General features: G+C 65.8%; 21 protein-coding genes. 12 read left to right on the forward strand and 9 right to left on the reverse strand.

Annotated features, from left to right (window positions below; genetic code table 11):
* Positions 1-716 precede the first annotated feature (716 nt).
* Positions 717-1244 carry a hypothetical protein gene (locus A3ES_RS0131040; RefSeq protein WP_026163371.1) on the forward strand — a complete coding sequence of 176 codons (528 nt, stop codon included), beginning with the start codon at positions 717-719 and terminating at the stop codon, positions 1242-1244.
* A gap of 48 nt (positions 1245-1292) precedes the next feature.
* Positions 1293-1871, forward strand: a complete 579-nt coding sequence (locus tag A3ES_RS0131045) for a hypothetical protein (RefSeq protein ID WP_020390745.1) — start codon at positions 1293-1295, stop codon at positions 1869-1871.
* Here A3ES_RS0131045 and A3ES_RS0131050 read toward each other — a convergent pair.
* The 3 genes from A3ES_RS0131050 to A3ES_RS0131060 form a co-directional block, all read right to left on the reverse strand.
* Complete coding sequence (locus A3ES_RS0131050) at positions 1868-4372, reverse strand: X2-like carbohydrate binding domain-containing protein (protein WP_026163372.1); 2505 nt, start codon at positions 4370-4372, stop codon at positions 1868-1870. The two genes, A3ES_RS0131045 and A3ES_RS0131050, sit on opposite strands and share 4 nt — an antisense overlap.
* Positions 4373-4534: 162 nt before the next feature.
* Positions 4535-5515: a glutathione S-transferase family protein gene (locus A3ES_RS49010; protein ID WP_020390748.1), complete on the reverse strand. Its 981-nt coding sequence runs from the start codon at positions 5513-5515 to the stop codon at positions 4535-4537.
* On the reverse strand, positions 5508-6524 hold the full coding sequence (locus A3ES_RS0131060) for a substrate-binding domain-containing protein (RefSeq protein WP_026163373.1): 1017 nt from the start codon (positions 6522-6524) through the stop codon (positions 5508-5510). The genes A3ES_RS49010 and A3ES_RS0131060 overlap by 8 nt, the downstream gene beginning before the upstream one ends.
* A 292-nt stretch (positions 6525-6816) precedes the next feature.
* On the opposite strand from A3ES_RS0131060, the gene A3ES_RS0131065 reads away from it, so the two are divergent.
* Genes A3ES_RS0131065 through A3ES_RS0131090 form a run of 6 tightly spaced genes read left to right on the forward strand, consistent with a single transcriptional unit; the run spans position 6817 to position 12909 of the window.
* Positions 6817-7725, forward strand: a complete 909-nt coding sequence (locus tag A3ES_RS0131065; RefSeq protein WP_237745104.1) for an ABC transporter permease — start codon at positions 6817-6819, stop codon at positions 7723-7725.
* Positions 7722-8630, forward strand: a complete 909-nt coding sequence (locus tag A3ES_RS0131070; RefSeq protein WP_020390751.1) for a carbohydrate ABC transporter permease — start codon at positions 7722-7724, stop codon at positions 8628-8630. The genes A3ES_RS0131065 and A3ES_RS0131070 overlap by 4 nt, the downstream gene beginning before the upstream one ends.
* A gap of 12 nt (positions 8631-8642) precedes the next feature.
* Complete coding sequence (locus tag A3ES_RS0131075) at positions 8643-10274, forward strand: extracellular solute-binding protein (RefSeq protein ID WP_020390752.1); 1632 nt, start codon at positions 8643-8645, stop codon at positions 10272-10274.
* Between the two features lie 15 nt (positions 10275-10289).
* Entirely contained in the window at positions 10290-11342 is a 1053-nt protein-coding gene (locus A3ES_RS0131080) for a Gfo/Idh/MocA family protein (protein ID WP_020390753.1), read from the forward strand.
* Positions 11339-12523, forward strand: coding sequence for a Gfo/Idh/MocA family protein (locus A3ES_RS0131085; RefSeq protein WP_020390754.1), 1185 nt, complete (start codon positions 11339-11341; stop codon positions 12521-12523). Before A3ES_RS0131080 ends, A3ES_RS0131085 begins: the two co-directional genes overlap by 4 nt.
* Before the next feature lie 44 nt (positions 12524-12567).
* The gene (locus tag A3ES_RS0131090; protein ID WP_020390755.1) at positions 12568-12909 is read left to right on the forward strand and encodes an MmcQ/YjbR family DNA-binding protein; all 342 of its coding nucleotides are present in this window, start codon (positions 12568-12570) and stop codon (positions 12907-12909) included.
* Between the two features lie 240 nt (positions 12910-13149).
* On the opposite strand, the gene A3ES_RS0131095 is transcribed toward A3ES_RS0131090, so the two are convergent.
* Positions 13150-13377: a hypothetical protein gene (locus tag A3ES_RS0131095; RefSeq protein ID WP_020390756.1), complete on the reverse strand. Its 228-nt coding sequence runs from the start codon at positions 13375-13377 to the stop codon at positions 13150-13152.
* A 129-nt stretch (positions 13378-13506) separates the two neighbouring features.
* Here A3ES_RS0131095 and A3ES_RS0131100 point away from each other — a divergent pair, with 129 nt between their 5' ends.
* A complete protein-coding gene (locus A3ES_RS0131100; protein ID WP_020390757.1) occupies positions 13507-14928 on the forward strand; it encodes an ATP-binding protein in 1422 nt (473 codons plus the stop codon).
* 188 nt (positions 14929-15116) lie between these two features.
* Positions 15117-15335: a DUF1918 domain-containing protein gene (locus A3ES_RS0131105; protein WP_020390758.1), complete on the forward strand. Its 219-nt coding sequence runs from the start codon at positions 15117-15119 to the stop codon at positions 15333-15335.
* 81 nt (positions 15336-15416) lie between these two features.
* Here A3ES_RS0131105 and A3ES_RS0131110 read toward each other — a convergent pair whose 3' ends face one another.
* Positions 15417-18746, reverse strand: coding sequence for a M28 family peptidase (locus A3ES_RS0131110; RefSeq protein WP_026163374.1), 3330 nt, complete (start codon positions 18744-18746; stop codon positions 15417-15419).
* 181 nt (positions 18747-18927) lie between these two features.
* On the opposite strand from A3ES_RS0131110, the gene A3ES_RS49015 reads away from it, so the two are divergent.
* Positions 18928-19911 carry a LysR family transcriptional regulator gene (locus A3ES_RS49015; RefSeq protein WP_020390759.1) on the forward strand — a complete coding sequence of 328 codons (984 nt, stop codon included), beginning with the start codon at positions 18928-18930 and terminating at the stop codon, positions 19909-19911.
* A gap of 47 nt (positions 19912-19958) precedes the next feature.
* On the opposite strand, the gene A3ES_RS49020 is transcribed toward A3ES_RS49015, so the two are convergent.
* Positions 19959-20168 (reverse strand): mycothiol transferase, encoded by a 210-nt coding sequence (locus A3ES_RS49020; protein WP_083933812.1) that lies wholly within the window; start codon positions 20166-20168, stop codon positions 19959-19961.
* Positions 20169-20422: 254 nt separating this feature from the next.
* Here A3ES_RS49020 and A3ES_RS0131125 point away from each other — a divergent pair, with 254 nt between their 5' ends.
* On the forward strand, positions 20423-21742 hold the full coding sequence (locus tag A3ES_RS0131125; RefSeq protein WP_202806631.1) for a ferredoxin reductase domain-containing protein: 1320 nt from the start codon (positions 20423-20425) through the stop codon (positions 21740-21742).
* Between the two features lie 59 nt (positions 21743-21801).
* On the opposite strand, the gene A3ES_RS0131130 is transcribed toward A3ES_RS0131125, so the two are convergent.
* From A3ES_RS0131130 to A3ES_RS0131140, 3 genes are all read right to left on the reverse strand, one after another.
* Entirely contained in the window at positions 21802-22308 is a 507-nt protein-coding gene (locus tag A3ES_RS0131130) for a hypothetical protein (protein ID WP_020390762.1), read from the reverse strand.
* A 141-nt stretch (positions 22309-22449) separates the two neighbouring features.
* On the reverse strand, positions 22450-22803 hold the full coding sequence (locus A3ES_RS0131135) for a cupin domain-containing protein (protein WP_020390763.1): 354 nt from the start codon (positions 22801-22803) through the stop codon (positions 22450-22452).
* Between the two features lie 111 nt (positions 22804-22914).
* Complete coding sequence (locus A3ES_RS0131140; RefSeq protein ID WP_020390764.1) at positions 22915-25998, reverse strand: glycosyl hydrolase family 95 catalytic domain-containing protein; 3084 nt, start codon at positions 25996-25998, stop codon at positions 22915-22917.
* Positions 25999-26053: the final 55 nt, after the last annotated feature.

The following is a 26053-nucleotide window of genomic DNA, read 5'->3' on the forward strand; positions in this document are numbered from 1 at the left end:
CCGTCGATGGTGGACAGCAGGGCGCTGTCACCAAGCATCGACGGTGGGAGTAGCTGCGAGGTCTCCATACCCAGAACTCTAGACGGGCCCACCGACAGTTTTCGTGGCTGGAAGGCCTTATCTATAAGGCGGGTTCGCGAGTGGCCGGAAGTGGTCAGGTTGTGCACAGGAAGTCGCGCGTTGTGGAAACCCGGTGATGTTGCTTATGGCAACAGCCGGCGTCTAGGTCTGACCGTTCCCAGGCTGCCTCGAGTGAACATCTACGACGTCGCGGGTACGCATGCCGCCCTACATAGCTGCTGTTCGCACAGTCGCGACTGCAAAGATTGGCCGCGGGACGCGCAAGTTGCAGGAGTTGGGTCCGTGAAGGGACGGTTGCGGGTGCCGTGCCGATCGGCGCGTGGGTCGCCAGCGTTCCGGACCGGGCTGACGCACATGTCGCTGAATCTGATCGTTGTGATCCTATTCATCGTCAACTTCGCGGTCCGCGCGGGGCGGCAAGCTCGCCTACCGGTACGGCGTACGCGTGGCCGCTGAGGACATCCAGAGCGAGGGGTTCCGTCGGCAGACCGATACGACGGCCGGTGACCAAACCATCACCAACGGTGGACGCCCGGCTGAACACCGCCCGGCCGTGGCCCGTTCAAGCCGTGTCGTTTGCGGTTGCTGTGGGTACTGGGCTGGTACCCAGACCGCATGGAAGGTGGGTGGTCTCGATGTATGACGTTGTGCTGTTGGTTGAGGAAGAGTTGAGCGTACCCGACGCGGAGGGGCTGGTACGCCGCTACGCGAGCACGTCGGAGGTCAAGTTCCACGTGATCATTCCGTGTGAGGACGCCAGGGCTCAGATCGAGTCGTCGCTGGCCAGTCTCGCCGGCACCGAGCTCTATGGGATGGCGGCCGAGCGGTACTCGATCTACTCGGATGAGGAGGCCCAAAAGGCTCAGCAGGAAGCGCAGCGTGCTGTTGATGCCCAGGCCACCGCTGCGCTTGAGCGCAGTCTTGAGCGGTTGCGTTCACTCGGCCGGGATGCGGACGGAGTGATCACTCGCCAGCACCCCGTGGACGAGCTCGTCGACTACCTCAAGCTGGTGGACGGCGACGAGGTCGTGGTTCTCACCCGGAAACACGTCATTGCCGAACTGCTCCACATCGACTGGTCCGCCCAGGCCCGCCGGCACCTCGGCGTACCGGTGTTTCACCTGGTCGAGACGACGGAGGAAGCAAGCGATGAGGCTGATTGAACCCAAACCCCCACCGTCTCCCGGCCCGATCCGGTCTACGGTGTTTTCGTGGAGCAGACAGAGGAGTTCGTTGTTCGGCCGCTGACTCCGCAGACGTGGGGTGCGTTCGCGCGGTTGGTCGAGGCGAACAACGGCGTCTGGGGTGGCTGCTGGTGTATCGGCTTTCAGGTCAAGCTGAAAGAGCGAACCGCTGAGCAGAACAAGGCCGACAAGGAACGGCTGGTGCGCGAAGGGGGAACGCACAACGCGTTGGTGTTCGACGGCGACGAATGCCTGGGCTGGTGCCAGTTCGGGTCGCCCAGTGAATTGCCAGAGATCAAGAGCCGACGCCTGTACGAGAAAGGGCTCACCGGGCTGCCCGACTGGCGGATCACCTGCTTCTTCACAGGCAAAGGCTTTCGGGGTCGTGGCGTCGCCAACGCCGCTCTGGGCGGAGCACTTGCCGAGATCGCCAAGCTCGGCGGTGGCACGGTGGAGGGCTATCCCGAAGAGACAGACGACCGGAAGGTGGCCGGCTCCTTCCTGCATACCGGGCCGATGGCCGCGTTCGAGCATCATGGCTTCACTCGAACGCGGCCCATCTCCCCTCACCGCTGGGTCGTCACCCGAGCTGTGGCGAAGTCCTAGGGCTTCGCCATCGTGTACCTGACCAGGTCGGTTCGTAGTACGTCGCCCGAGACTTTCACGATGCGCAGGGTGTGCTGTCCATCCTTCAGGCCGGCCTGGGAGAACACCTGCCGTGCCGTGACCCGCGCCTCGTTGAACAAGTTGACCCGGGCAACGACCTTGCCGTCGACGGAGACATCCGCTTCGCCCTGATCCGGGCCGAGCGCCGTCACCCACTCAACGCCGGTACCACGGAACGCGAACTCGATCGCCGCGCCGTTCGCCGTCGCGGCGTGCACATCGTCGCGATAGTCACCACGGAAGCCGAAGTCGAGCTTCGTCGTACCGGTCGGCTGCGTCGCGAGGTACTCCTTCTTGATCGTCACGACGCGCCCATCGACGGTGTAGTCGGTGCCTTTGACGAGTGCCTTGCCGGCGTTCGCGATCCCGGCCAGCTCGCCGGGGTCGCGCCCGATCTCGGTCGTCAGGTCAGCCTGAGCAGTCTTGTCGAAGGCCGCGGTACCGGGGTTCAGCAGACTCTCCTGCCGGACGACCAACTTGTCGACCAGCATGAACTGTCCCGACTTCTTCACCCCGCGGATCGTGTGGCTCCCGTTCGGCAGGTCCGAGATGCTGAACACCACCTGCTGCGCGGAGCGCGCATCGGCATGGGTGTCCACGGTCGCCTTCAAGGCACCGTCGACATAAATCTCAACCTCACCCTGCGACGGGTCCTTCTCCGTCACGTAGTCGACGCCGTTGCCGACGAAGCTGTACGAGAAGGCGTCGCCGTTGGTCTCCGTGTACTGCACATCGTCCTGATAATCACCAAGCCCACGCCCCGTACTGCGGCTCCATGAACCCGTGTAGACGATGCCCGGATCATCGTTGTTCAACTCAACAGTTCGTACGCCGGACGTAGCGGCCGGCGGAATCCCGGTATCCGTCACCGTGACCGTCAGCGGCTCCGACACCGCCGGAACCTCGCGGTTGCCGTTGCGCTGCCAGACGCCGTCGTACGAGATCCGCAGATCATCGTCGTTGACGCGAATCGCCGAGCCCTTCTGCGGCGTGACCTTGAACAGGCGGGCACCGTGCGGGGGCACAGTCGCCGCGGTGTAACCGGACGCAAACTGCCCAAGGTCCTTCCTCGCCCACAGGTCGCGTACCGTCGCCGAGCCGTCCAGGCCGAGGTCTGCCCAGTTCACCGTCAGGTTGGCCTCGGTGGTTCCAAGGTTGAACAGCGCAACGGAGTACGAGCCGTCGGCGTTGAGCGAGTACCACACCTGCCGGTTGGTCTTGGTCGACACCGGTTGCGCAGGGCGCCCGGCCTGGTTGACCCCGATCACCTCGGGGTTCGTGAGCAGTTCCAGCCCATACGCATCGAGCTTGGTCATGTCGTTGCCGACGTAGAACGGCGCGGCGGAAACGGCCCACAGCGTCGCCGCAGTACGGCGTTCGTCCCTGGTCAGCCCGTCCATCGTGCCGTTGCCGACATTCAACGAGTCGAGGTCGTTCCAGCCGCCCGGCCCACCGTGGCGCCACCAGTCCGCCACCTTGGGGAAGAGCCGCGAGATGTTCGGCCAGGCCGTGAGCGCCTCACCCGGGCAGTAGCACTCGACATCCCAGTCGACCCGCCAACCGTTCGACCACTGCTTCCAGTACTCCGCGTAGTTGATGTCGAGCGCCCAGGAGAGCTCGAGCCAGATCTTGTGCCGGGCGAGGGCCTGCGACCATCCCTTGACCTCGTCGCGTGCATCGAGCGACAGGTCGTTCTTGCCGGAGCCCGGCGTCACGCTGTCGAACTTCAGGAAGTCGACACCCCAGGAGGCGAGGAGATCTACGACCGAGTCGATGTATGCCTGGGCGCACGGCTTCGTCATGTCGATGCGGTACCCGAAGCCCCAATAGTCACCTTGCTGCAACGGCTGCTTGGCCAGGTCCCCCGTCCTGCACTCCGGGTGGCCGTAGACGGGAAGGTTCGCGTCCAGCAGCGCCTTCGAGATGCCGGGGATGCTGTAGAGCCCGACCTTCTGGCCGTTCGCGTGGATGTGCTTGATCACGGCCTGCAGACCGTTGGGGTACAGCTTCTTGCTCGGTACGGGCCGGCCGTACTCGTCGATGCCACCGTTCCACGCCGCGTCGATGTTGATGTACTTGTACCCGTACGGCTGGAGCTTCTTGTGCATCGCATCCGACTGGGCCATGATCTGAGCCGCCGAGATCCAGTTGCCGCCGTCGTTCGAGTACACCTGCATGCTGTAACTGCTCCAGCCCATGTACGGCTTCAGCGCCGCCTCCCCCGCCGGCCCCAACGACGGCCCCGTCGCCGCGGTGACGCTCGCCGGACTACTGATGCTCGCCACGCTGGGCGTACTCGCCGTCGTGCTAACGCCACGCGGCCCTGTTGGAGGCTTACCCGGGCCCGGTACGGCGGACGACGTCGCAGCCGGGAGCAACGCCCCGACGACGGCAAGCGCGACCACGCCTCGCAACGCCCTACTTCGAAGGGATCTGGTCATGAGCGGCGACCTCTCTGATGATCTGACAGCCGAGACCCCTGGCACGCACGCCTTCTAGGCACCGCCCCAGAAACTCGGATCCGATAGGATATTGGAACAATTACTTAACCCTGTCAAGATTCAGAGCCGGACCGGCTGAAGCGGGCAAGCCCAGTACTCCGGCTACCGCCCGTTCGGTGGGGTGCCCTCGCCGAACGGCCTGCCGCCCAAGACCTCCCGGCCAGGTGGGATGAGCCAGCCCGACAGGTCCGGACCCTTGGGAACGATCTGGGTCGGGTTGATGCCGGTGTGTACCTCGTAGTAGTGGCGCTTGATCTGGACGAAGTCGATGGTGTCGCCGAACCCCGGGGTCTGGAACAGGTCGCGCGCATACGCCCACAACACCGGCAGCTCGGTGAGCTTGTTGCGGTTGCACTTGAAGTGCCCGTGGTACACGGCGTCGAAGCGCGCCAGCGTGGTGAACAGCCGTACGTCGGCCTCGGTGATGGTGTCACCCACCAGGTACCGCTGATCGCGCAGCCGCTCAGACAACCAGTCCAGCGTCGCGAACAGCCCGTCGTAAGCCTCGTCATAGGCCTCCTGCGAGCCGGCGAAACCGCAGCGGTACACGCCGTCGTTGACCTCGGTGTAGACGCGCCGGGCCACTTCGTCGATCTCGGCCCGCAACGGCTCGGGGTACAACTGCGGGGCACCGCTGCGGTGGTACTTCGCCCACTCGGTGGACAGGTCGAGCGTGAGCTGAGCGAAGTCATTGGTCACGACAGCACCGGTCGCCTCGTCGACGATCGCGGGCACCGTGATGCCCTTCGAGTAGTTCGGGTCGCGTTTGAGGTACGCGTCCTGCAACCGCGGGATCTTCAGCACCGGGTCGACGCCACCGGGGTCGAGGTCGAACGTCCAGCTGCGCTCGTCGTGGGTCGGCCCGCAGAATCCGATGGACAGCACGTCTTCCAGCCCGAGCAGGCGGCGGACGATGATCGCCCGGTTCGCCCACGGACACGCTCGCGCCACCACCAGCCGGTACCGGCCTGGCGCAACTGCGAAACCGTCACGACCGTCGGCGGTGATCCGGGTCGTGATGTAGTCGCTGTCGCGGTTGTACTCGCCCTTCGCGTTCACGGTGGAAACCAACTCCTCAAGCATGCCGGTCAGGTGGTGGGGGCGCGATCGACTCTCGGTAGATGACGTGGTTGACCGTCCGGTTGGACGGTTCGGGAACCGGCTCGCCGCGAATCTCGGCGAGCAGGCGGTGCATCGCGTCGTGGCCCTGGGCCTCGAAGTCGACCGCGACCGTCGACAGGGACGGGGTGGTGAACCTGCCGAGCTCGTCGTCGTTCCATCCGAACACACTGAGGTCCCCAGGCACAGTCCAGCCTCGGGAGAGCGCTCCACGGATGGCGCCCATGGCGATGAGATCGTTGGCCGCCACGACCGCGGTGACGTCGCTGTCGTCCGGCAGGCTGGTGATCGCGTCGAATCCGGACTGTCCTGACCAGTCGCCGTCGACCGCGCCGGCCGATCGCAGACCGAGGCTCTCGATCGTTTCCAGGTAGACGCTTTTGCGGTTGCGCGCCGAGGTAAAGGTCTGATCGCCGGCCACGTGCAGGAAGGTCCGGTGGCCCAGCGAGCTCAGGTGCTCGATGATCTCGCGGACCGCCGAGGCATCGGCGAGTTCGCCCAGGACATGCAACTGCTCATCGTAGGAATCGATTTCGACAATCGGTACGGATCGCGTTCTTCTGCCTTTTCCGCCGATCGAGGAAATGGCCAGAATTCCCTCCACCTGACCGGATCGAACCAGGTCCTCAATGCGTTCGGCCCGCGCTCGCGGACCGCCTTCGACGCTGACCACCTCGACTTGATAACCCGCCCGATGAGCCGTTTCAGAGGCCGCGGAGAGTTGCCGTCCGGGAAAGTACGACCCGGCGGCGAGGACGATCGCGAGCCGGTTCGAGCGCCGGGTCCGCATGGACCGGGCGACCAGGTTCGGTCGATAGTCGAGGGTCTTTACGGCGAATTCGACCTTGATTCTTGTCTTCGGTTTCAGGCTGTCCTTGTCCTGCAAGTACCGGGACACCGTTGTATGTGATACGCCGGCCAGTCCAGCCACTTCGTGAATGGTTGCAGGCCGTTTCGGCCTTGCCTCTGACACGTTTCCTCCCTCGCGCCCGGCCGTCCGCGCGGCGGCGTACGAAGGCTAGCCGATCCATCCGCCCTCGGCACGCTCTCTAGGCGGAAGTCCGGCTCCGGACGCGATCGTCGAAGCGCGGTCGATGCGGCGGGGACGACTCGACCGGCCGCGGCGAATACCGGGCCGAGGGGTTGACACCCCCTGACGGCCTGCGGTTAGCTACCGGCTCAGAAGTGGATCGATCACTTTTTTTGGGCCGCCCCAAGGAGTGCCTGTGACCGATACTGACACTGCTCCCCCGCCATCTAGAAATTTGCCAATCCGCACGCGTTTACGCCGTGATTACGCAGTACTGCTGTTGGCGCTACCGGGAATGCTGGTCATCTGCGCGTTCCAGTACTACCCGCTGTGGGGCAACGTCATCGCGTTCCAGGATTACCAGCCGTATCTGGGCATCAATCAGAGTCTCTGGACGGGATTCGAGAACTTCAAGACCATCGTCGATGGCGATCCAGAATTCCTGAATGCCGTCAAGAACACCTTGATCCTGACCGCGATCCAGACCGTCATCGTCTTTCCGGCCCCCATCGTGGTGGCTCTGGTCCTGCACAGCCTGCTGTCGAACCGGCTCCGGCAGATCGTCCAGACCATCATCTACGTGCCGCACTTCATGTCCTGGGTGATCGTCGTCGCGGTCTTCCAGCAGGTGCTGGGCGGCACCGGGATGATCAACAACTGGCTGCGCGGCCACGGGTACGACCCGATCCACATCATCGGCAATGTCGAAGCGTTCCGTGTCCTGCTGACCTCGCAGGTGATGTGGAAGGACACCGGGTGGGCCACGATCCTGTTCCTGGCCGTCCTCTCGCAGATCGACAGATCGCTCTACGAGGCATCCGCCGCCGACGGCGCCGGCCGATGGCGCCAGACCTGGCACATCACTCTGCCGGGCCTCAAGCCGATCATCATCCTGCTGCTGATTCTCAAGCTCGGAGACTCGCTGACGGTCGGTTTCGAGCAGATCATCCTGCAGCAACCAGCCGTCGGCCAGGAGGCGAGCGAAGTACTCGACACGTACGTCTACAACAACGGGATCATCGGCGGCGACTGGGGCGTATCCGCTGCTGTCGGCTTGGTGAAGAGCGTGGTCGCGCTGGCCCTCGTCCTGGGCGCCAACAAGCTGGCACACCGCCTGGGCGAGGAAGGGGTGTACCGCGGATGAGCCACAAGCGACAGCAGGTACTGGTGGGCGGCATGCCGATGCCGGGGCGGGCGGAGAGAGTCGTCAAGGCCCTCTTCCTCACCGTGATCTGCGGCGTGGTCGTCTTCCCGTTCATCGGGGTGATCTCCACCAGCCTCGCCTCACCCGAGGAAGTGATCCGGGCCGGCGGCTTCGTGATGTTTCCGACCGACGGCATCGACCTGTCGGCGTACCGGTCGATCCTGTCCGGTGGAACGGTGACCCAGGCGCTCGTGGTGAGCGGTTTCATCACCGCTGTCGGCACCACTCTCGCGCTGTTCCTCACCTGCACCCTCGGCTGGGCACTGAGCCGGCGGGGAACCTTCGGCAACAAGCCATTGCTGCTGCTCGTCCTGATCAGCCTGTTGTTCAATCCCGGGCTCATCCCGACCTATCTCGTGGTCCAGCAGTTCGGACTCCTGGACAGCCTGTGGGCGGTCATTCTTCCGGTCTCGGTGAGTGCGTTCAACGTGATCGTCGTCCGGGCGTACTTCGCCGGCCTGCCCGCGTCCGTGCTCGACTCTGCCCGGATCGACGGCGCCTCCGAGTGGAAACTGTTCTGGCACATCGGGCTGCCGCTGTCCAAAGCGGTGGTCGCCGTCGTCGGCCTCTTCTACGGCGTCGGCTACTGGAACAGCTTCTTCGGCGCCCTGCTCTACCTCAACGACAGCAGCAAATGGCCGCTCCAACTGGTGTTGCGAACCTATGTAGTGAACGGCGTCGAGATCGGCGCCCAGGATCTGGGGGCCGCGGGCGAGGCGCTCCCACCCCAGACCTCCATCCAGATGGCAATCCTGATGATTTCGGTTGTCCCCATCCTGTGCGTCTATCCGTTCATCCAGCGGCACTTCGCCAAGGGCGTGCTGACCGGTGCCGTGAAGGGCTGAGAGGTAGCAAAAATGAGTATTGACGATCTACGACCGGTCACCCGCCGGACGTTGCTGGCCGGAGCCGGCGCGGCCGGCCTGGCCGGTGTCTTCAGCGGCTGCTCCAACGAAGGCCGCGGCGGCACGGGCGGGGGCACCGACAAGGCATCCGCGACCCAGGTCCGGCCGGCCTATGTCCGGTACGCCGGGGTCAAGCCGGATCTGCCCGGCTCCGACTACAACATTCCCGACGCGTTCCTCCGCTACCCGGCCGACCCGGTGACGGCCATCACGCAGCCGCCGGGCGACGGCAAGCCCATCAACGTGATGACGTTCACGAACACCCCGATCCCGCCGAAGCTCGAACAGAACCGGTTCTGGCAGGAACTCGACAAGCAGGCCGGATCGCCCATCTCGGTGAGCCTTACGCCCTCGGTGGACTACACGCAGAAGTTCGCCACCGCGGTGGCCGGCGACCGGCTCGGCGACGTCTTCCTGGTCGGCAACGTGCCCCAGGTCCCGCAGTTGCTGGAAGCCAAGGCGACCGACCTGACACCGCACCTGTCCGGTGACAACATCAAGAAGTACCCCTTCCTCGCGAACCTTCCCGAGGTCGCCTGGAACGCGGCCATCTTCGGCAACAAGATCTACGGCGTCCCGATCTCGCGCGGAGCGATCAGTTCCCAGGTCCTGTACAGCCGTGCGGACATTCTGGAGAAGCAAGGGCTGAAGGCGGAGGTCAAGAACCTCGACGACTTCACCGAACTGTGCAAACAGCTGACCGACAAGCGCCAGAACCGCTTCGCGCTGGCGGCAGCACCGACGCAGTTCGTGCGGAACATGTTCGACATGCCGAACCTCTGGAGCGAGAACGGCAAGTCCGTGGTCAGCTACTTCGAGCACGAGGCCCACGAAGAGGCGTTCGAGATCCTGCGCAAGCTGTGGAGCGCCGGCTCCATCCACCCGGACGCCTTCTCCGGCCAGAACCAGGACCTGAAGGTGAGATTCGGCAACGGATCGAGCCCGCTGGTCCAGGACACCTTCAGCGGCTGGCCGAGTTATCTCCAGACCGCGGTCGACAAGACGGCCCGGATCGGCATCATCGCGCCGCCGAAGCACGACGGCTCGGGACAGGCCCGGATCTGGCTGGGCGCTCCCGCCGCCGGCTTCACCGCGATCAGCAAGAAGTCCGAGGGCCGGGTCGAGGCCCTGCTGTCGTACCTGAACTTCCTCGCGACGCCCTTCGGCACCAAGGAGTACCTCTTCCGGAAGTTCGGCCTCCGGGACGTCCATCACACCCTCGTCGACGGCAACCCGGTCCTCACCGAGCGGGGATTCAGCGAGACCCAGCTCGGCCTGATGTACCAGGCGGACGGACCGTGGACGATCTTCCTGCCGGAGAAGAAGGGCAACACTGAGGCAGAGTTCAATGCCATGAAGCAGACCTGCCCCGACGCCATCGCCAACCCGGTCGCCGGCCTGTACTCCGAAACGAACGTCCGCAAGGGCCCGCAGATCACCGAGGACATCACCCAGGTGACCAACGACATCATCCAGGGCCGCAAGCCGGTCTCGGCCTGGGCCGCCGCGGTCAAGAAGTGGAAGAGCGGTGGCGGTGACAAGATCGCGGAAGAGTTCTCGCAAGCACTCGTTGCCTCACGCTGAGCCGAAAGGACCATCTTGACCTCCACGCAAACCCCCCGGTTCGCCGCCGTCGGTCTCGATCACGCCCATATCCACGGTCAGATCGCCGGCCTGATCGAGGCCGGTGCGAAGTTCGTCGCGATGGCGACCGACGATCCGTCGTCTCCCATCGCCGCCCAGGTGCGCGAGCGTTATCCCGACGTTCCCGTGGTCGACGACCCCGACGACCTGATCGCCCAGGACGGGATCGAGCTGATCGTCACCGCCGCCGTACCGGACCGGCGCGGACCGATCGCCGTCGCGGCGTTGCGGGCCGGCAAGGACGTCGTGGCCGACAAACCCGGCTGCGTCAGCTTCGACCAACTGGAGCAGATCGAGAAGGCGGTCGCCGAGACCGGCCGGTTCTGGTCCGTGACGTTCTCCGAACGGTTCGAGGTGCGCTGTGTGATCAGGGCCGGCGAACTGGTCCGCGCGGGCCGGATCGGCACGGTGGTGCAGACCCTCGGGCTCGGTCCGCACCGGATCGGGGATCGCGGCCACCTCGGGGGTGGCGCCGGCCGGCCGGACTGGTTCTACGACAAGAGCCGGCACGGCGGCATCCTCGTCGACATCGCCTCCCACCAGATCGACCAGTTCCTCTGGTTCACCGGCGCGCGCACCGCCGAGGTCGTGGCCAGTACGGTCGGGAACTTCGCCAACCCCGACAAGCCCGGTCTACAGGACTTCGGTGATGTGCTGCTCCGCAGTGACAACGCCCAGGGCTACATCCGGGTCGACTGGTACACCCCGACAGGGTTGCCGACCTGGGGAGATGGCCGGCTGATGATCCTCGGCACCGAGGGATACATCGAGATGCGCAAGTACGTCGACATCGGCGGCCGGCCGGGCGGCGACCACCTCTTCTTGGTCGACCAGGAAAGTACGCAGTACATCGACTGCTCGGACGTGGAGTTGACGTACTACGCCGACCTGGTGCACGACGTACAGGAGCGGACCACCACGGCCGCACCGCAGGAGCACACCTTCGAGACCATGCGGCTGGCCTTGACGGCCCAGCAGCAGGCGGTCGTGCACGGAGCGGCGCGATGACGAGTGGTTCAGGTACGCCGGACCGGGCCCTGAAGGTCGCGGTCGTCGGCTGCGGCAACATCAGCCATCGGCACGCGGAGGGTTACGCGAACACCGGCCGGACCAGCCTCGTCGGAGTCGCCGACATCGTAGCGGCGAAGGCGCAGGCGCTCGCCGCGAAGTACGGTTCGAGGCCGTACGGCGGCGTGACGGAGTTGCTGGCCGCCGAGGATCCCGAGCTGGTCTCGGTGACGACGCCGCCCGGGAGCCACGCCGAGATCGCGATCGAGGTCCTGGGTTCGGGTAAGTCGGTCCTGCTGGAGAAGCCGCCGGTGCTGAGTCTCGCCGAGATGGACGCCGTCGCCGAGGCCGAGCAGTCCAGTGCAGGCTCGGTCTTCGTGATTTTCCAGCACCGGCACGGGTCCGGAGCGGTGCGGGCGGCCGACCTGCTGGCCAGCGGCGCGCTCGGCGCCCCGCAGGTCGCCGTCTGCGAGACGTTGTGGTTCCGGCCGCGCAGCTACTTCGCCCCGGACTGGCGCGGCACGTGGGTCGGCGAGGGTGGTGGACCGACTCTCGGCCACGGCATCCACCAGATCGATCTGTTGCTGCACCTTCTCGGGCCGTGGCGGACGATCAACGCCACCGCCGTACGGCTGGATCGCCCGGTGGAGTTCGAGGACGTGTCGATGGCGTCGGTGGTCTTCGAGAGCGGCGCGGTAGCGACCGTGATCAACAGCCTGCTCTCGCCACGGGAGCTGAGCAGGATCCGGATCGACACGACCGGCGGAACGCTCGAGGTCGGCCACGTCTACGGGTACTCCGACGCCGACTGGACCTTCTATCCGGTACCCGACGCGAGCCGCGCGTCCAAGCTGGGCCTGGATCCCGGCGTACGGCGTACCGACGATTCGCAGCTCGAGACGGATGAGACCGATCCGTGGACCGCCTCAGCCGGCAAGGACGTACCGAGCAACCACGACGCTCAGCTCAACCGCCTGGTGGACGATCTGCTCAGTGGCCGGACCCACGGCACCACCTTGACCAGCACCCGGCCGACGATGGAGTTCGTCACCGCGCTCTACGCCTCCGCGCTCACCGGCGATCCGGTCCATCGCGCCGACCTCACCCCCGGGCACCCGTTCTACCGCGCACTGCACGGCGACGTACCGCAGTCCAGGATCAGCGAGGCGTTCAAAACCTGACATGATCGAGAAAGAGCTACCCCGACGGCGAGCGGAGGCAAGTTGTGTCCAGCTGGGCTGATGCGGTCGCGATCGCCTCCCGATTGCCGGAAACCGGGGAATCCACCTCGTACGGGACGCCCGCACTCAAAGTGCGCGGCAAACTGCTGGCCAGGCAGCGCGGTGACGAGGAGGACAGGACCCTGATCGTCTGCGACCTCGCTGAGAAGCAGGCCCTGCTGTCCGACGGGCACCCCGCCTTCTCGACGACACCGCACTACGACGGGTACGGCGGGGTCCTGGTCCAGCTCGCCCTGCTCGACCGCACCTACCTCGAAGAACTCCTCACCGAGGCTTGGCGGCTGCAAGCCCCCGCCAAGCTCCGCGCCGCCAACCCGGGCATCTAATAGCCCTGCAGCCTGCGCCCGCTCTGAGCCTTGACAGCACCATGCACGGTGAGTGAGAGTCTCTGCGCTGTCCGTTAGCGCTGACAGCTCCTTCTTCCGCCTGGATGTTCCGGGACTGGTGGCGCCATCTGAAGAGCCGCTACGGCTACTGATGTCGGGGCCGCGTCACGTCCAGGGGGCGTGACGCGGCGCCGGCACCGCGACTCGACAGCGCCGACCGTGATCCGGGGTGGCGACAGGTCAGAGCGTGTGCAGTTTGTCGAAGGGCGACAGGACCCGCAGCAGCTTGCCGCCGCCCAGGTCGACGATCACCGCGTGAGGGCCCTCGACAGCGCTGATCCTGCCGATGCCCTCCTTGTCGTGGGACACACGGTCACCCTCCTCGAACGTCTTGATCGGGGCGGGGACCCGGGGCTTGAAGGGACTCGTGGACAGGTGACGACGCGTCGTCGCGCGGGAAGGCTCCATCAGAACTCAAGTATGCGCCCAACTCCACCCTTGCGCACACCCCGAGCAGTCTCCGCTCCGCTCTGACATGATGCTTGCATCAATGCAAGTATCATTGATGCAAGCCTTAGCAGTGGAGTTGACTCAACGATGGATGGGTTTGTCGGACGTCGAGCCGAGCTCGAAATTCTCGACGGCTTGTTGTCCGTCGTACGCGATGGTGGCCGGACCGGCCGGCCTGGACGCGCAGTGCTGATCCGGGGTCGACGCCGGGTCGGCAAGTCCAGGCTGGTCGAAGAGTTCCTCGAACGCTCGCAGACACCACACGTATTCTTCACCGCCGTCGGAGGTTCCAGAACAAACGATCTGAGCGGATTCGCCACCGAGGTCGCGACTTCCTCGCTTCCCGACGCGTCACGCCTCAGAGACTTCGCCGGACCGCAAACCTGGGACGCGGCGCTCGGCCTGCTGGCCACCGCGCTGCCCACTGACCAGCCAAGTGTCGTCGTCCTCGATGAACTCCCCTATCTGATCCGCGAGGACGCCACCGTCGAAGGAGCCTTGCAGAAGGCCTTCGACCGGACACTGTCCAAGCTGCCGGTTCTGCTGGTTCTGATCGGCTCCGACGTCGCCAAGATGGAGAAGCTCAACACCTACGGCAGGCCGTTCTACCAGCGCGGCACTGAGATGGTCGTACCTCCCCTGAGCCCGGCCGACGTCGCGGCCATGCTCGATCTGTCACCGGCCGAGGCCTTCGATGCCTACCTGATTTCCGGCGGGCTCCCCCTCATTTTGGAAGAGTGGCCGCATGGCGCCGGCGTGTGGGGCTACCTCGAACAAGCCCTGCGACGACCGACATCCGCACTGCTCGTCAGTGGCGAGCGAATACTTTCAGCCGAGTTCCCGAGCGAGGCCCAAGCTCAGACCGTACTGCGGGCTATCGGACACGGTGAACGCACCTTCACCCTCATCGGGCGGGCCTCCGGCGCCCTCAATCCCGGATCTCTGACCCGCTCGCTGGAACAGCTCACCAGCCGACGCGTGGTTGCGGCCGAGCTACCTCTGTCCACCAGACCCAGCAAGGAAACCCGCTACCGGATCGACGACCCCTACCTGCGTTTCTGGCTCTCCTTCGTCGGGCCTGGCATTCCGGCCGTCGAACGCGGTCGCGGCGATTTGGTGGTCGACACGATCCGCCGCAACTGGACCTCATGGCGCGGGAGAGCCATCGAGCCCGTCATCCGAGAGGCCCTCTGGCGCAGTGCTGACGACCGGCTCCCCGTCGACACGAACGTGATCGGCGGCTACTGGACCCGCACCAACGACCCGGAAATCGACCTCGTAGGTGCGGACCGGTCCCCCGTCGCCCGCAAGATCACGATGGTCGGCTCAATCAATTGGCTCGAGAACAAGCCCTTCGACGCACGCGATCTCGCCCGCCTGGTCAGCCATCGCTCTCAACTACCCGGGACGGCCGAGACCACCCCGCTCGTTGCCGTCACACGAACCGGCAGCACCGCCCAGGGAATCCTCGCGTTAACCCCCGCGGACCTGCTAGCAGCCTGGCCCTAGGCCGAACCCCGAGCCGTGCCCGACTTCATCCCCCACTGCTGAGCCAGCCGGTCCGCGGGCGGTTGGTGGAAACATCAACCGCCCGCCTTTCTGATCGGCGTTCTGGAACTTGCTCTTGCGGTGGGAGTGGGAGCGGTATCTGCTGGAAGGTGGGCAGGCAGTCTTTGCGTACTGAGAGGAGCACGATCATGAAGGCGGCAACTGGCGACTGGCTGGTGATCGAGGGCACTCACCTCAACGACCGGAAACGGCACGGCCGGATCCTCGAGGTCCACGGCTCCGACGGCGCACCGCCGTACCTGGTCCGGTGGGATGACACTGGCGCCGAGACCGTCGTCATCCCGGCCGCGGGCGCGCACATCCTCACAACCGAACAGCTGAAGCAGGCACCGAACCACCTGACCTGAGCCCCGCCGGTCAGACCAAGGTCATCGGTCCCGTCTCAAGCGGTGAGCCCCGGGTCTGGGACCCGGGGCTCACCATTCAGCTCAGAAGCGGTAGATCGTGTAGCGGAAGGTCGTGCTGCCGGTGACGCCGCCGGAGTCCGTGGCGGTGACCACCACGGTGTAGATACCCGCAGTGGTCGGCGTACCTGCGATGACTCCGGTCGAGCTGATGGTCAGTCCGGCCGGCAGGCCTGTTGCCCGGAAGGTGATCGCGCGACCCGCGGACGAGGTCGCCCTCAATTGCAGCGGGAACGTCTGGACACCGGTCCACCAGGTCTTCGCCCCCGGGTTCTCCACCACGACGCTGCCGGTCGATGCCCCGGTCACCGTAAGGCTGTACGTCGCCTGGTGGCTGACCGCCCCTGTTCCCTTGACCGTCACCTGGTACGTGCCTGCGGGTGTGCTCGCCGTGGTGCTGATGACGAGCTTGGAGCTACCACCCGAGTCGACAGTCGACGGAGCGAAGGCGGCAGTGGCCCCCGTGGGAAGACCGGATGCGGCGAACTGCACGGGCTGAGGAGCACCAATCGTCGTAGTACTGACGGTGGTCTCGACAGACCCTCCCGCCTGAACGCTGCCAGAAGCCGGGCTGATCGCCAGCGAGAAGTCGTTACCCACAGGCTGGGTCTCTCCGACCGCGAGCTTCCACAGGCCGTACGCCGCCGCGTCCGCACTCCGGTCAAGCACAATCGACGAAACGTTCGTCGGGTACTTGTCACAGGCCGAGTGATAGCAAGGGTCGTACGCCGTACCCGACGTGCCGCCCCATTTCTGCGCCTGCGCCGAAGTCTTGCGGGCACTCGCACCAGCAGCCACACCGCTGGTCGGAATCCCCGCGTTCTTGAATGACGCGTCGTCGGACCGGCCGACACCCTCGACGTTTTCCTCCGGCTGCAGGTTCAGACCGTCGTAGAAGGCCTTCAACACCTTGCCGGTCTCGCTGGTGATGTTGTTGACGAAGTACCCGGCATTGGTCGAGCCGACCATGTCGAAGTTCAGGTAAGCCTTGATCTTCGACCGCTCGGCCAGAGGCAACTGACCGACGTAGAACTCGGAACCGTTCATCCCCTGCTCCTCGTCGGTCCACCAGCCGAACCGGACATGCTTGGCCAACGCCGGCTTCTCCTGAGCCAGCCGCAGCGCGACCTCCAGGATGGCGGCCGAACCCGATCCGTTGTCATTGCCGCCCGGACCCGCGCTGACGCCGTCCAGGTGCGCACCCAGCATGATCACCTGGCTCGGATCACCGCCCGGGAAGTCCGCGATCAGGTTGTCCGACGGATACGTGCAGTTCGTGCAGCGCTGCTTGGCAACCGTGTAGCCGGCAGCACGCAACTTCTGCTCGAGATAGGTGACCGACGCGGTGTGACCCGCGCTCCCCGCCCGACGGTGACCGCCGTTGTTGACCGCTGCCTGCTGCAACGCAGCCAGATGCGCCTTGACCTGCTCGACGTCGATATCCGGTACGCCGACGGAGGGAGTCGTTCCTCCGACGGTCAGCCGGTAGCCCGCGGTACGGTCGACGCTTACGCCATCTCCGGTCACCTTCAGGTCGTACACACCCGCCGCAGTGCTGGAGGAGGTGTTGATGGTGAGGGTGGCGGAGTTGCCCGACTGCACCGAGCTCCGGTCGAACGTCGCCGTGGCACCGGCCGGCAGACCGGTCACCGCAAGGTTCACGGTCTGGGCCGAGCCGTTCGCGATCGTTGTGTTGACCGTGGCAACGACTGACTCCCCGGGCTTGACCGAACCACTGGCCGGCGACACAGACAGCGTGTAGTCGTTGCCGGACGCAACACAGGTCGCTTCACCGGCCTGCGCGCCGAGGCTCACCGCCGTCCACGCCGCCTTGACCTTGGCGTGCAGCGCACAGCTCGGGTCGAGGTTCTTCGCGGCGGCCAGAGTGCCGAGGCGCCACTTTGGGTAGGTCATGCCGGTGGTCTTGGTCAGCATCGCGTTGTAGAAGATCTTGCCGGCTTGCTCATGCCCGATGCCGGTGAGCGAGGTGTTGTCGCAGGTCGGGCTGGCCGGCTTGCCGTTGCCAGGACTGGTGCCCTCGGCAAGCAGGTAGAACCAGTGGTTCATCGGACCCGCCGCGGCATGCACCGACGACGGAAGGCTCGCCGAATAGCAGTTCGGGTGCCCGGCCTTGGCCGGCTCGTACATGTACCGGATCGGACCGTTGCCGGCCAGGTCGACCCGCTCGCCGACCTCGTAGTCCGGCGCGTCGTTCGGGTTGTTCAGGTATGCCTCGGTGAGCGCTCCCCAGATGTCAGCGACGGCTTCCTGCGTCGGGTACCTCGACACGCCACCGGGCGTGTTGGCGTCCAGGCCATGTCCGTACTCGTGGGCGACGATGTCGATCTGGGTCGCCCACTGCTTCTTCGTGTTGTACCCGTACGCCGTTCCGCCTGGGTTGTGCGGGCCGTCCCAGTGCGCGTTCTGCTCCTGCATGCCGACGAGTGCGTCGGCCCAGGAGCCGTTGCCGTCCAGGCCGTTCCGGCCGTACTGCGCCTTGAGCAGATCCCATTGCCCGGCTGCGGCGTACATGACGTCGACACAAGCCGCCTCGCGACTCAACTTGTCAGCGCTGCCCCAGACGTCATCGGGACCGCTGTACGTCCTCCCGGTGGCCAGATCGCCACACCTGAGGTTCGGCCGGAGCGGGTCGGTCATCGTGAAGGTCGTTCCCGACTTGGTGGAGCCGACGGGCAGGTTCGCGCCGTTCCACCCGCCGGTACCGGTGCCGGTGGCCGTAAGCTCGACTGCGTCCAGCACCTTGCCGTTGGAAGCGTCGACGTACACCTTCTGGTGCGAGGCTTCCCCCTTGTCCTTGCCCTTGACAACTGCCTCCCAGGCGAGCACGGGCTTCTTGCCACCCGCGTACACCACCAGGGCCGGATCACCCTTGTCCGGGTTCGCGACGTCGAGGGTCGCACGGGCCGCCTTGGTCGCGGCGCGCTTGGTGACGACGGGCCGGCGATCGACGTTGATGGCCTGCTGCTGGGCGACGGCCAGTCCGCGAGTGTTGCCCTCGGCATCGGTCGTGACGACGAAGTCACCACCGATCACGGGCAGGTCCTGATAAGTACGTTCATACGAGACGTACTCCAGACCCCACGGCGTGGCGACGGACTGCTGCCGGATGAACGAATCAGCCGGAGCAGCCTTGAGTTCGGCCGCGCGACCCCGCACCAGCCGTTCCGCCGTCCGTACGGCGGCCTCCAGGGGGCTGGCAGGTGGCGCGGCGGCCAGCGATGCGGTGGAGTCCGCGGATGCCGGCGAGGTCATCCGGACGGCGATCGACGTACTGACGATCCCCAGACTCAGCACACAGCCGACCGCGGCAAGGCGGAGGACTTTTGTCTTCACGTGGGCACTTCCTCATCTCACAGGGCGAAGGCCGCTTGTCGCCGGATCGCGACCGGGAGCGGCGCAGAGACCGCTGGTCGCCTCAAGGGGCGGGAGGCTGAACAGCAGGGGTTCTCTGTGAGAAGACAGTCGCACCGACGGTTGTCGCAGAGACATCCCAAGGAGGTATAACCTGCCCACTATGGAGCTGGAACTCCGGCATCTGCGAGTGGTCTGCCGGCTGGCCGACACGGGCAGCGTGTCCAAGGCCGCGGCCTCGATGAGCGTCTCTCAACCGTCGCTCACGGCGCAGCTGCGCCGGATCGAGGCGGCCGTCGGTGGCCAGCTGTTCCAGCGTGGTGTCCGGGGTGTGGTCCCCACCCCGCTCGGCAAGCACATCCTCGGCCGCGCGCGGGTTCTGCTGGCCGACATGGACGACCTGGTCAACAGCAGCTGCAAGTACGTCGACACCGGCGGGCCATTGCGTCTCGGCTCGGTCAACACGGTCACGTTCGTGTCCTGGCTGACCCGGCTGGAGGAGCAACTGGAAGGGCGGGAGATCAAGGCCCAGGTGGACCCGTCGTGCGGAGTACTGACCGATCTCCTGGAAGCCGACGTCCTCGACATCGTCATGCTGATGCTCTGCGACGAGGCCCATGCGCCGCCCTGCCCGGTGGGGATCCAGGAACAGGCCATGGTCGATCCCGAGCCGGTCCTGATCGTGATGGCCGCGGATCACCGGCTGGCCGGCCGGTCCGTGATCAGGCTGACCGACCTCGCCGACGAGACCTGGCTGATGCCGCCGGGTGGCAAGCGGGACGGCAACCTGGCCGCCCTGCGCGCCGCCTGCGAAGCGGTCGGCTTCACGCCGGGATTCCGGTACGACGCGCTCGGCGAGGCCGAAGTCGAGCAGTTCGTCAGCGCGGGCCGCGGCATCGTCACCGCCGCGCCGACCGTCGGATCGATCCCGAACACCGTGGGTCTGCCGCTGGCCGACCATTCACTCGGACTGCGACGGGTCCTCCGCTGGCGGCCCGAGCGGGTGCCGCCGGAGCTGGTGGACAAGGTCCACCGGGCGTTCACTGGTGCCTACCGCGAGATCCTCGCCAGCCGGATCCCGAACCACCCCTGGTGGCCGGCCACTCCGCACGCTCACCCGGTCATCCACGAGCCATTTCAGGACTGAGCGACCAATCCGCCGGCGGAGAACGGGAAGTACAAGTGCAAACCGGACTAGCGGCCGGTAGCGCCGTCGATTTGTTCGCGGAGGATGTCGGCGTGGCCGGCGTGGCGGCCGGTTTCCTCGATCATGTGCACCAGTAGCCAGCGCATCGTGGGTGCCTGCCTCTTGCGGGTGGGGGCGGGCGCGGGCAGCGTCAGGTCGGTGTAGGACTCGATGACCTGGTTGGACTTGCCGACCACCTCCCGGTACGCCGCGACGATGTCGCCTTCTCATCCACCGCGGTCTGGGGAGGCCTGACGTCCTTGCGTCCAGGTGACATCCACTGCTCCTTCGTAGGTCGACTCGCGCACCACGGTAACCAGCCCTGCGAAGGCCGGTCGAACCGGACGGCCTCACGCGGCGTCTCAGAAGGCATACCGGGTTGAAGCGGGCTCGGCGCCGCGGTGGTCATCGGGTCGGGATTCGATCAGCCGCGGCGACTATCGGGGTGGTTCTGAAATTCTGGGGGAATTTCATGAATGCGGTACAGATGTCGTTGCCGGCTGCGCCCAGCGAGGCGGTGTTGCCGGAGGTCCTGCCTTGGCGAAGGCGGGTTTTGAAGCATCCGCGGTTGATGCAGAGCAATCGGTTGGCCTCCTTCGTGCTGCTGGCCAACGTGGCGATGTTCGGGTGGGGAGTGGGGAATCACTGGTGGACCGAGGTCGCCAACCTCGCACTGGTAGCCCAGGGCAACTTCGCGCTGGGAATCCTGATCCGCCAGCAGTTCTTCGTGAATGGCCTTTCCCAGCTGGTGATGAAGGTGCCCAAGTCTTGGCCGCTGCGGCTGCGATGGGCGTTGGCGAAGGGCTACCACCTGGGCGGGTTGCACGTCGGTGGTGCCGCGTGCGGGACCTTGTGGTTCCTTGGACTCACCGTCGTCGCGACCGGCGAGGTGGGCTTGGGACTGCTCCTCGTGTACTACGTCCAAGCGCTTCTGCTACTGGGAATCGTGATGACTGCTCGGCCAAGCTTGCGGGTCAAGCGGCACGACCTGTTCGAGCGGGTTCACCGGTTCGGCGGGTGGGCACTGTCGGCCTTGTTCTGGATCGGCGCGGTACTGCTCGTGGACGAGCGGCGTGGCTCCGAGTCGTTGCCTGAGGCAATGGTCGGTACGCCGACGGTGTGGGTGCTCGTCCTGACGACGATCAGCTCACTGGTGCCGTGGATGTTGCTGCGGCGGATCCCGATCGAGGTAGTGCGGCCGTCTTCGCATGTCGCGCTGGTGCGGAGCGGTCGCAGTACGCCGATGGCCGGGTCGACGCGGTCGATCTCGCGGCATCCGTTGCGGCAGTGGCACAGCTTCGCGGTGATCCCGACGCCCGGTGCACCCGGGTTCCGGATGGCGGTGTCGCGGGCCGGCGACTGGACCGGGGAGTTCATCGACGATCCGCCGTCGCACGTGTGGGTACGAGGCGTCGCGACCGCGGGTATGGCCAACTACGGCACGGTCTTTCGCCGAGTGGTCTATGTGGTCACTGGAAGCGGGATCGGACCCGTACTCGCGCACGTCCTGGCCGCGCGCGTGCCGCACAAGCTGGTGTGGGTGACGCGTGACCCGGTGAAGACCTACGGGCGCGAACTGGTCGACGAGATCCTGGCCGCCCAGCCCGACACCCAGATCTGGGACACCGACGCGCACGGCAAGCCCGACATGGTGAAGCTGGCCTACTCGGCGTACGCGTCCTCAGGTGCGGAGGCCGTCATCTGCGTGTCGAACAAGAAGGTGACGTGGTCGGTGGTGCACGGGATGGAGCGGCTTGGCATCCCTGCACTCGGCCCGATCTGGGACTCCTGAACCAACGCCCAGCGACCGATGGCCAGCGGGCATGCTGGCCTGTCGGACTGGGTGGCAGGTCAGTAGCTGGGTAGTTGTAGGCGGAGTCTGATGAGTTGGGCGTCGCTGGCCCCGCAGGCGGGTGGGGGTTCGACCTCGGCGGCGCTCTTGATTCGCGTGGTGGCGTCGTACCAGGAGATGCTCGAGGCGACGCAGAAGGCCAGGCTGTCCGCGTTCTCGGCGATCGATGGCGGCCAGACATTGTTGTCCAGGACCGTCAGAAAGCGATGCTCCGCCGCCACGATCAAGGCGGCATCCTGCCTCAGAGTCTCGACCGACGCCAAGGCCTTCCAGTCCGCGTCGAACTTGGCGAGAGCGGAGTTGCGCGGCCTAACAGCAGCGAGGTACGCCGTGGCGGCCTGCTCGACGGTCAATGGCGGCAGGCTCGGCCGCGGTACCGGCGTAGTCACCACCGGCGTCGAGGTCGGCTGTACCGGAGGAGTAACCAGGTCCTCCGTGGCGCCGTCGCCACTACAGCCGGCCGACAGCATCACCAGCGCAACGACGGCTGCGGCCCTGACGCCCATCGCGGCCCCCGTTCGGAGGTGTGAATCCCCTCAGTCTAGTTGAGTTGCCGCGGCAGAGCTGGGAAATCTGTGGACGAACGCTGTTTGTGGGGCCACTGGCGCGCTACAAGGGCGCCAGCGTCCCCACAAGGCGCTAGTGAGCTACGCGGGCTTGGCGTAGCCTGCGACGCCGGTGTCCATGATCACGCAAGCTTCATCGCCGGTGGTCCAGGCGTCGTGTCCGGGATCGATGTCGACGACATCGCCGGCGGCGACGCTGAGTTCGTGGCCGTCGTCGAAGCGGATGGTCATCTGCCCGGAAAGGACCAGGCCGGTGTGATGGGCCTGGCAGGAGTCGGTACCGGCGAGCGGCTTGACGTCGTCGGACCAGCGCCAGCCCGGCTCGAAGACACCGCGGCCGAGAGTGAAGTCGCCGAGAGTGACCACGTCCATATGCCCGTGATCCTTGAAGGGCCGCCGCTCGTGCGGGGCATCGATGCTCTGCTTGTCGGACATGGTCTCTCCCTCTCCCCCTGGGCAGCATCCCCCGCCCGGATCAATTCAATGACTCACTTGAATAGAACGCCGGTACCACGAGCGTTGTCAAGGAAGCACAATCCGGCATCGTCACGTGGTCGGTCTGACCGAAATGTCCCGCCCGTTGACGCGGACAGTCACTTTGCGGGTGTGGCCGGCGAGGTCCGCGACGATCTCGTAGTTCGTGACCTTGCCGTCTTTCCAGGAGCAACTGACCAGGTACCCGCCGCGCGCCCGCAGACCGCTGAAGGATCCCTTCTTCTGCCACGCGTCGGGGCAGGCCGGCAACAGATGGATGACGCCTTGATGGCTTTGGAGCAGCATCTCGGTCACGGCACCGGTGATGCCGAAGTTTCCGTCCAGCTGGAAGGGCGGATGGTTGCAGAACAGGTTCGGCAGTGTGTTGTAGGTGAGGAGACCTCGCAGCATGATCCCGGCTCGCGTGGCGTCACCGAGCCTGGCGAACAAGGCCGCCCGCCACGGCCAGGTCCAGGACCGGCGGCTGTCCCCGGAGACGGTTTCAGCTGTGAACGGTACGCCGGCCTTCTCGCCGCACCGGGCCTTGAGGGACACCAGAGCCGCCTCGGCGAATTCGGGTGTCTGCTTGGTGATCTGGCGGCCCGGATAGACGGCGAACAGGTGCGAGGTGTGCCGGTGAATGTCATCCGGATCGTCGAGGTCCTCCTGCCACTCCTGCAGCTGCCCCCAGCGTCCGACCTTGTTGGGTGCCAGCCTTTCCTGCAGGTCGATGATTCTGGCCCGGTACGCCGGGTCGGATCCGAGGACGGCCTGGCAGTCGAGGTAGTTCTGGAAGAGGTCCCAGATGATCTGCTGGTCGTACATCACGCCGTCTTCGCGCGGACCGTGCTCCGGTGACCAGCCGTCGGGTGAGACGAGCAGACCGTCCGCCCGCTCGACCAGGCGGTCCTCCCAGAACTCGCAGATCTCCTTGATCATCGGATAGGCGATCGTGCGCAGGTAGACCTTGTCCTGGGTGAAGGCGAAGTGTTCGTACAGATGCTGCGCGTACCAGGCGCTGGCGACGGTGTTCCACTCCCAGCCGTTGCCGCCGAAGATGCTCTGACTGGTCCGGGCGGTCCAGCCGCGAGTGCTCTGACCGAACGCGTTGCGGGTGGCCACTCTGCTGGGCACCGCGACCTGCCGGACGAAGTTGACCAGAGCCAGGTGGCTCTCGGACAGGTTGGCCGTCTCGGCCCCCCAGTAGTTCATCTGGACATTGATGTTCGTGTGATAGTCCGAGGCCCAGGCCGGACTGTTGCTGTTGTTCCAGAGTCCCTGGAGGTTGGCGGGCAGCCCGTTCGGGCGGGATGAACTGAGCAGCAGGTAGCGACCGTAGTCGTACATGGTCTGCTCGAGAACGGGATCGGCCGCTCCAGCGGCATAGCGTCGCAGCCGCACGGCCGTCGGGAGGGCGGCGGCCGCCTCGTCTGTCTTGCCCCAATCCACCGAGACGCGCGACATGATCGCCTTCACCTCCGCAGCGTGCGCCTCGCGGAGTACGTCGTACGAACTCGACGCCGCGGCATCGATGGCGCCCGCGATGCGCGGCTGCGGGTCGGGTCCACGCCATCCCGCCGACGCATCCAGCGCATAGTTCGTTCGCGCGTCAAGTACCAGGGTGAGGGTCTTGCACCCCGCGAAGACCAACTTCGCGCCCTCGGCCCGTACTTCGCCGTCGGCCTCGATGACCTTGACCGCGCAGGCGTGCTTGAGTCCATTGCCCAGTACGCCGCTGAACCCGAGCTGGCCCTTCGCCGCGTCGGCCGTCGTGGGCGCGCCCGCTTGTGCAGAGGTCAGCGCGATCGAACCGGAGAGGCCGGCCGGATTGTCGGTGCGGTAGCGGATCAGCATGACGTCAGCCGACCGGCCGGCGAATGCTTCGCGGAGTACCCGGCGGCCCGGTGCGCCGTACCTGGTGAGGTGGATGCCGGTGGCCGGATCGAGAGCTCGCCGGTAGTCCACCACGGCGTTCAGCGTGCGCGAGTCGAAGCCGTTCCCCAGCAGAGCTACCTGGAATGCACTGTCAGGTGAAGAGGTGACCCGATAGGCGCTGTAGGCGGTGGTGTTGGAGATGGTGAAGGTTTTCGTTTCGCCTGGCGACGTCCAGGGCGTGTCCGGACCGCGGGAATCGAGGGTGGCCCAGGTGTGTCCGTCCGACGTGGCCTGCAGCTCCCATCGTTTCGGAGCGCCGGCCGGCGACGCGGTAATCGCGTACGAGGTGACGACGACCTTCCGGGTGAGCTCGGCCTGCCACCTCACACCCCTGTCAGGAGAGCTGAGGTAGAGCTGACCGCGGCCACTGAGGTCGACCCCGGCGAGCCCGATCTCGGCGACCTGGAAGTGACTCACGCCAGGCTTGGGGACGAAGCTGAAGCGGAAGAAGCGGTAGGCGGTCGTGTTGGTGAAAGAGAACTCCTTGGTCTGGAACCGGTTCTCGAACGGCGCCGCAAGGGATCTGGTGTCGAGGGTGACCCACGACCCGCCATCGTCCGAACCCGCCAGAACCCACTGCTGCGGATCGCGGCTCGGCACATCATTGGCACTCGTGAGCTGGTACTGCGTGACCACCTGGGGGTCCGGGAGCTCGACCTGCCACAGCACCGTCGTCGGCGGCCCATCGATACACCACTTCGTCCGCGAGTCGCCGTCGATGCTCTGATCGACTGTCTCGTTCGAGGAGGTTTGGTAAGGCCCGCCGGGACTGGTGACCTTCGGACGGCCGGCGAAGGCAACAGAGAGCAGCCCGAAGTCACGGTAGGAGCCGAAGCCGGTCATGCTGGTGTCGAAGACATTGTCGGGCTGGCCGGCCAGCGCGTTGTCGTAGTCGTTGCGGCCGCCCCAGAGGCTCTGCTCGTTGAACTGGATCCGATCCTCGTCGGGGTCGCCGAACAGCATCCCCCCGAGGCGGCCGTTGCCGATCGGGAGCGCCTCTGCCTCCCACCCGGACGCGGGCACCGAGTACCACAACGCTTTCCGGGACAGCGATGGCCAGTTCAGGCCGGCAGACGTTGCGGTGGTTCCGTACGCCGGCGTGCCTCGAACGGCCGCGGCCGTTCCACTCGTCAGTTCACCCACGAGCGGCGTGAGTGCGAGAGCACCGCCGATCTTGAGAATCGATCTCCTGTCCGGGGCGGAATTTTCCTCGAGCGACAAGTTGTCCCCTCCGACGGGAGTTGGTCACGGGCGGCGGCCTTCAAATCCAATACGA

This window comes from Kribbella catacumbae DSM 19601 (assembly GCF_000372465.1).
GTDB classification, from domain to species: domain Bacteria; phylum Actinomycetota; class Actinomycetes; order Propionibacteriales; family Kribbellaceae; genus Kribbella; species Kribbella catacumbae.

Bases quoted from the DNA above. Each gene is read 5' to 3' on its own strand.
- A3ES_RS0131040 (WP_026163371.1), top strand. From the start codon at position 717: ATGTATGACGTTGTGCTGTTGGTTGAGGAAGAGTTGAGCGTACCCGAC.
- A3ES_RS0131050 (WP_026163372.1), bottom strand. From the start codon at position 4,372: ATGACCAGATCCCTTCGAAGTAGGGCGTTGCGAGGCGTGGTCGCGCTT.
- A3ES_RS49010 (WP_020390748.1), bottom strand. From the start codon at position 5,515: ATGCTTGAGGAGTTGGTTTCCACCGTGAACGCGAAGGGCGAGTACAAC.
- A3ES_RS0131070 (WP_020390751.1), top strand. From the start codon at position 7,722: ATGAGCCACAAGCGACAGCAGGTACTGGTGGGCGGCATGCCGATGCCG.
- A3ES_RS0131075 (WP_020390752.1), top strand. From the start codon at position 8,643: ATGAGTATTGACGATCTACGACCGGTCACCCGCCGGACGTTGCTGGCC.
- A3ES_RS0131085 (WP_020390754.1), top strand. From the start codon at position 11,339: ATGACGAGTGGTTCAGGTACGCCGGACCGGGCCCTGAAGGTCGCGGTC.
- A3ES_RS0131095 (WP_020390756.1), bottom strand. From the start codon at position 13,377: ATGGAGCCTTCCCGCGCGACGACGCGTCGTCACCTGTCCACGAGTCCC.
- A3ES_RS0131100 (WP_020390757.1), top strand. From the start codon at position 13,507: ATGGATGGGTTTGTCGGACGTCGAGCCGAGCTCGAAATTCTCGACGGC.
- A3ES_RS0131105 (WP_020390758.1), top strand. From the start codon at position 15,117: ATGAAGGCGGCAACTGGCGACTGGCTGGTGATCGAGGGCACTCACCTC.
- A3ES_RS49015 (WP_020390759.1), top strand. From the start codon at position 18,928: ATGGAGCTGGAACTCCGGCATCTGCGAGTGGTCTGCCGGCTGGCCGAC.
- A3ES_RS0131125 (WP_202806631.1), top strand. From the start codon at position 20,423: ATGAATGCGGTACAGATGTCGTTGCCGGCTGCGCCCAGCGAGGCGGTG.
- A3ES_RS0131130 (WP_020390762.1), bottom strand. From the start codon at position 22,308: ATGGGCGTCAGGGCCGCAGCCGTCGTTGCGCTGGTGATGCTGTCGGCC.
- A3ES_RS0131135 (WP_020390763.1), bottom strand. From the start codon at position 22,803: ATGTCCGACAAGCAGAGCATCGATGCCCCGCACGAGCGGCGGCCCTTC.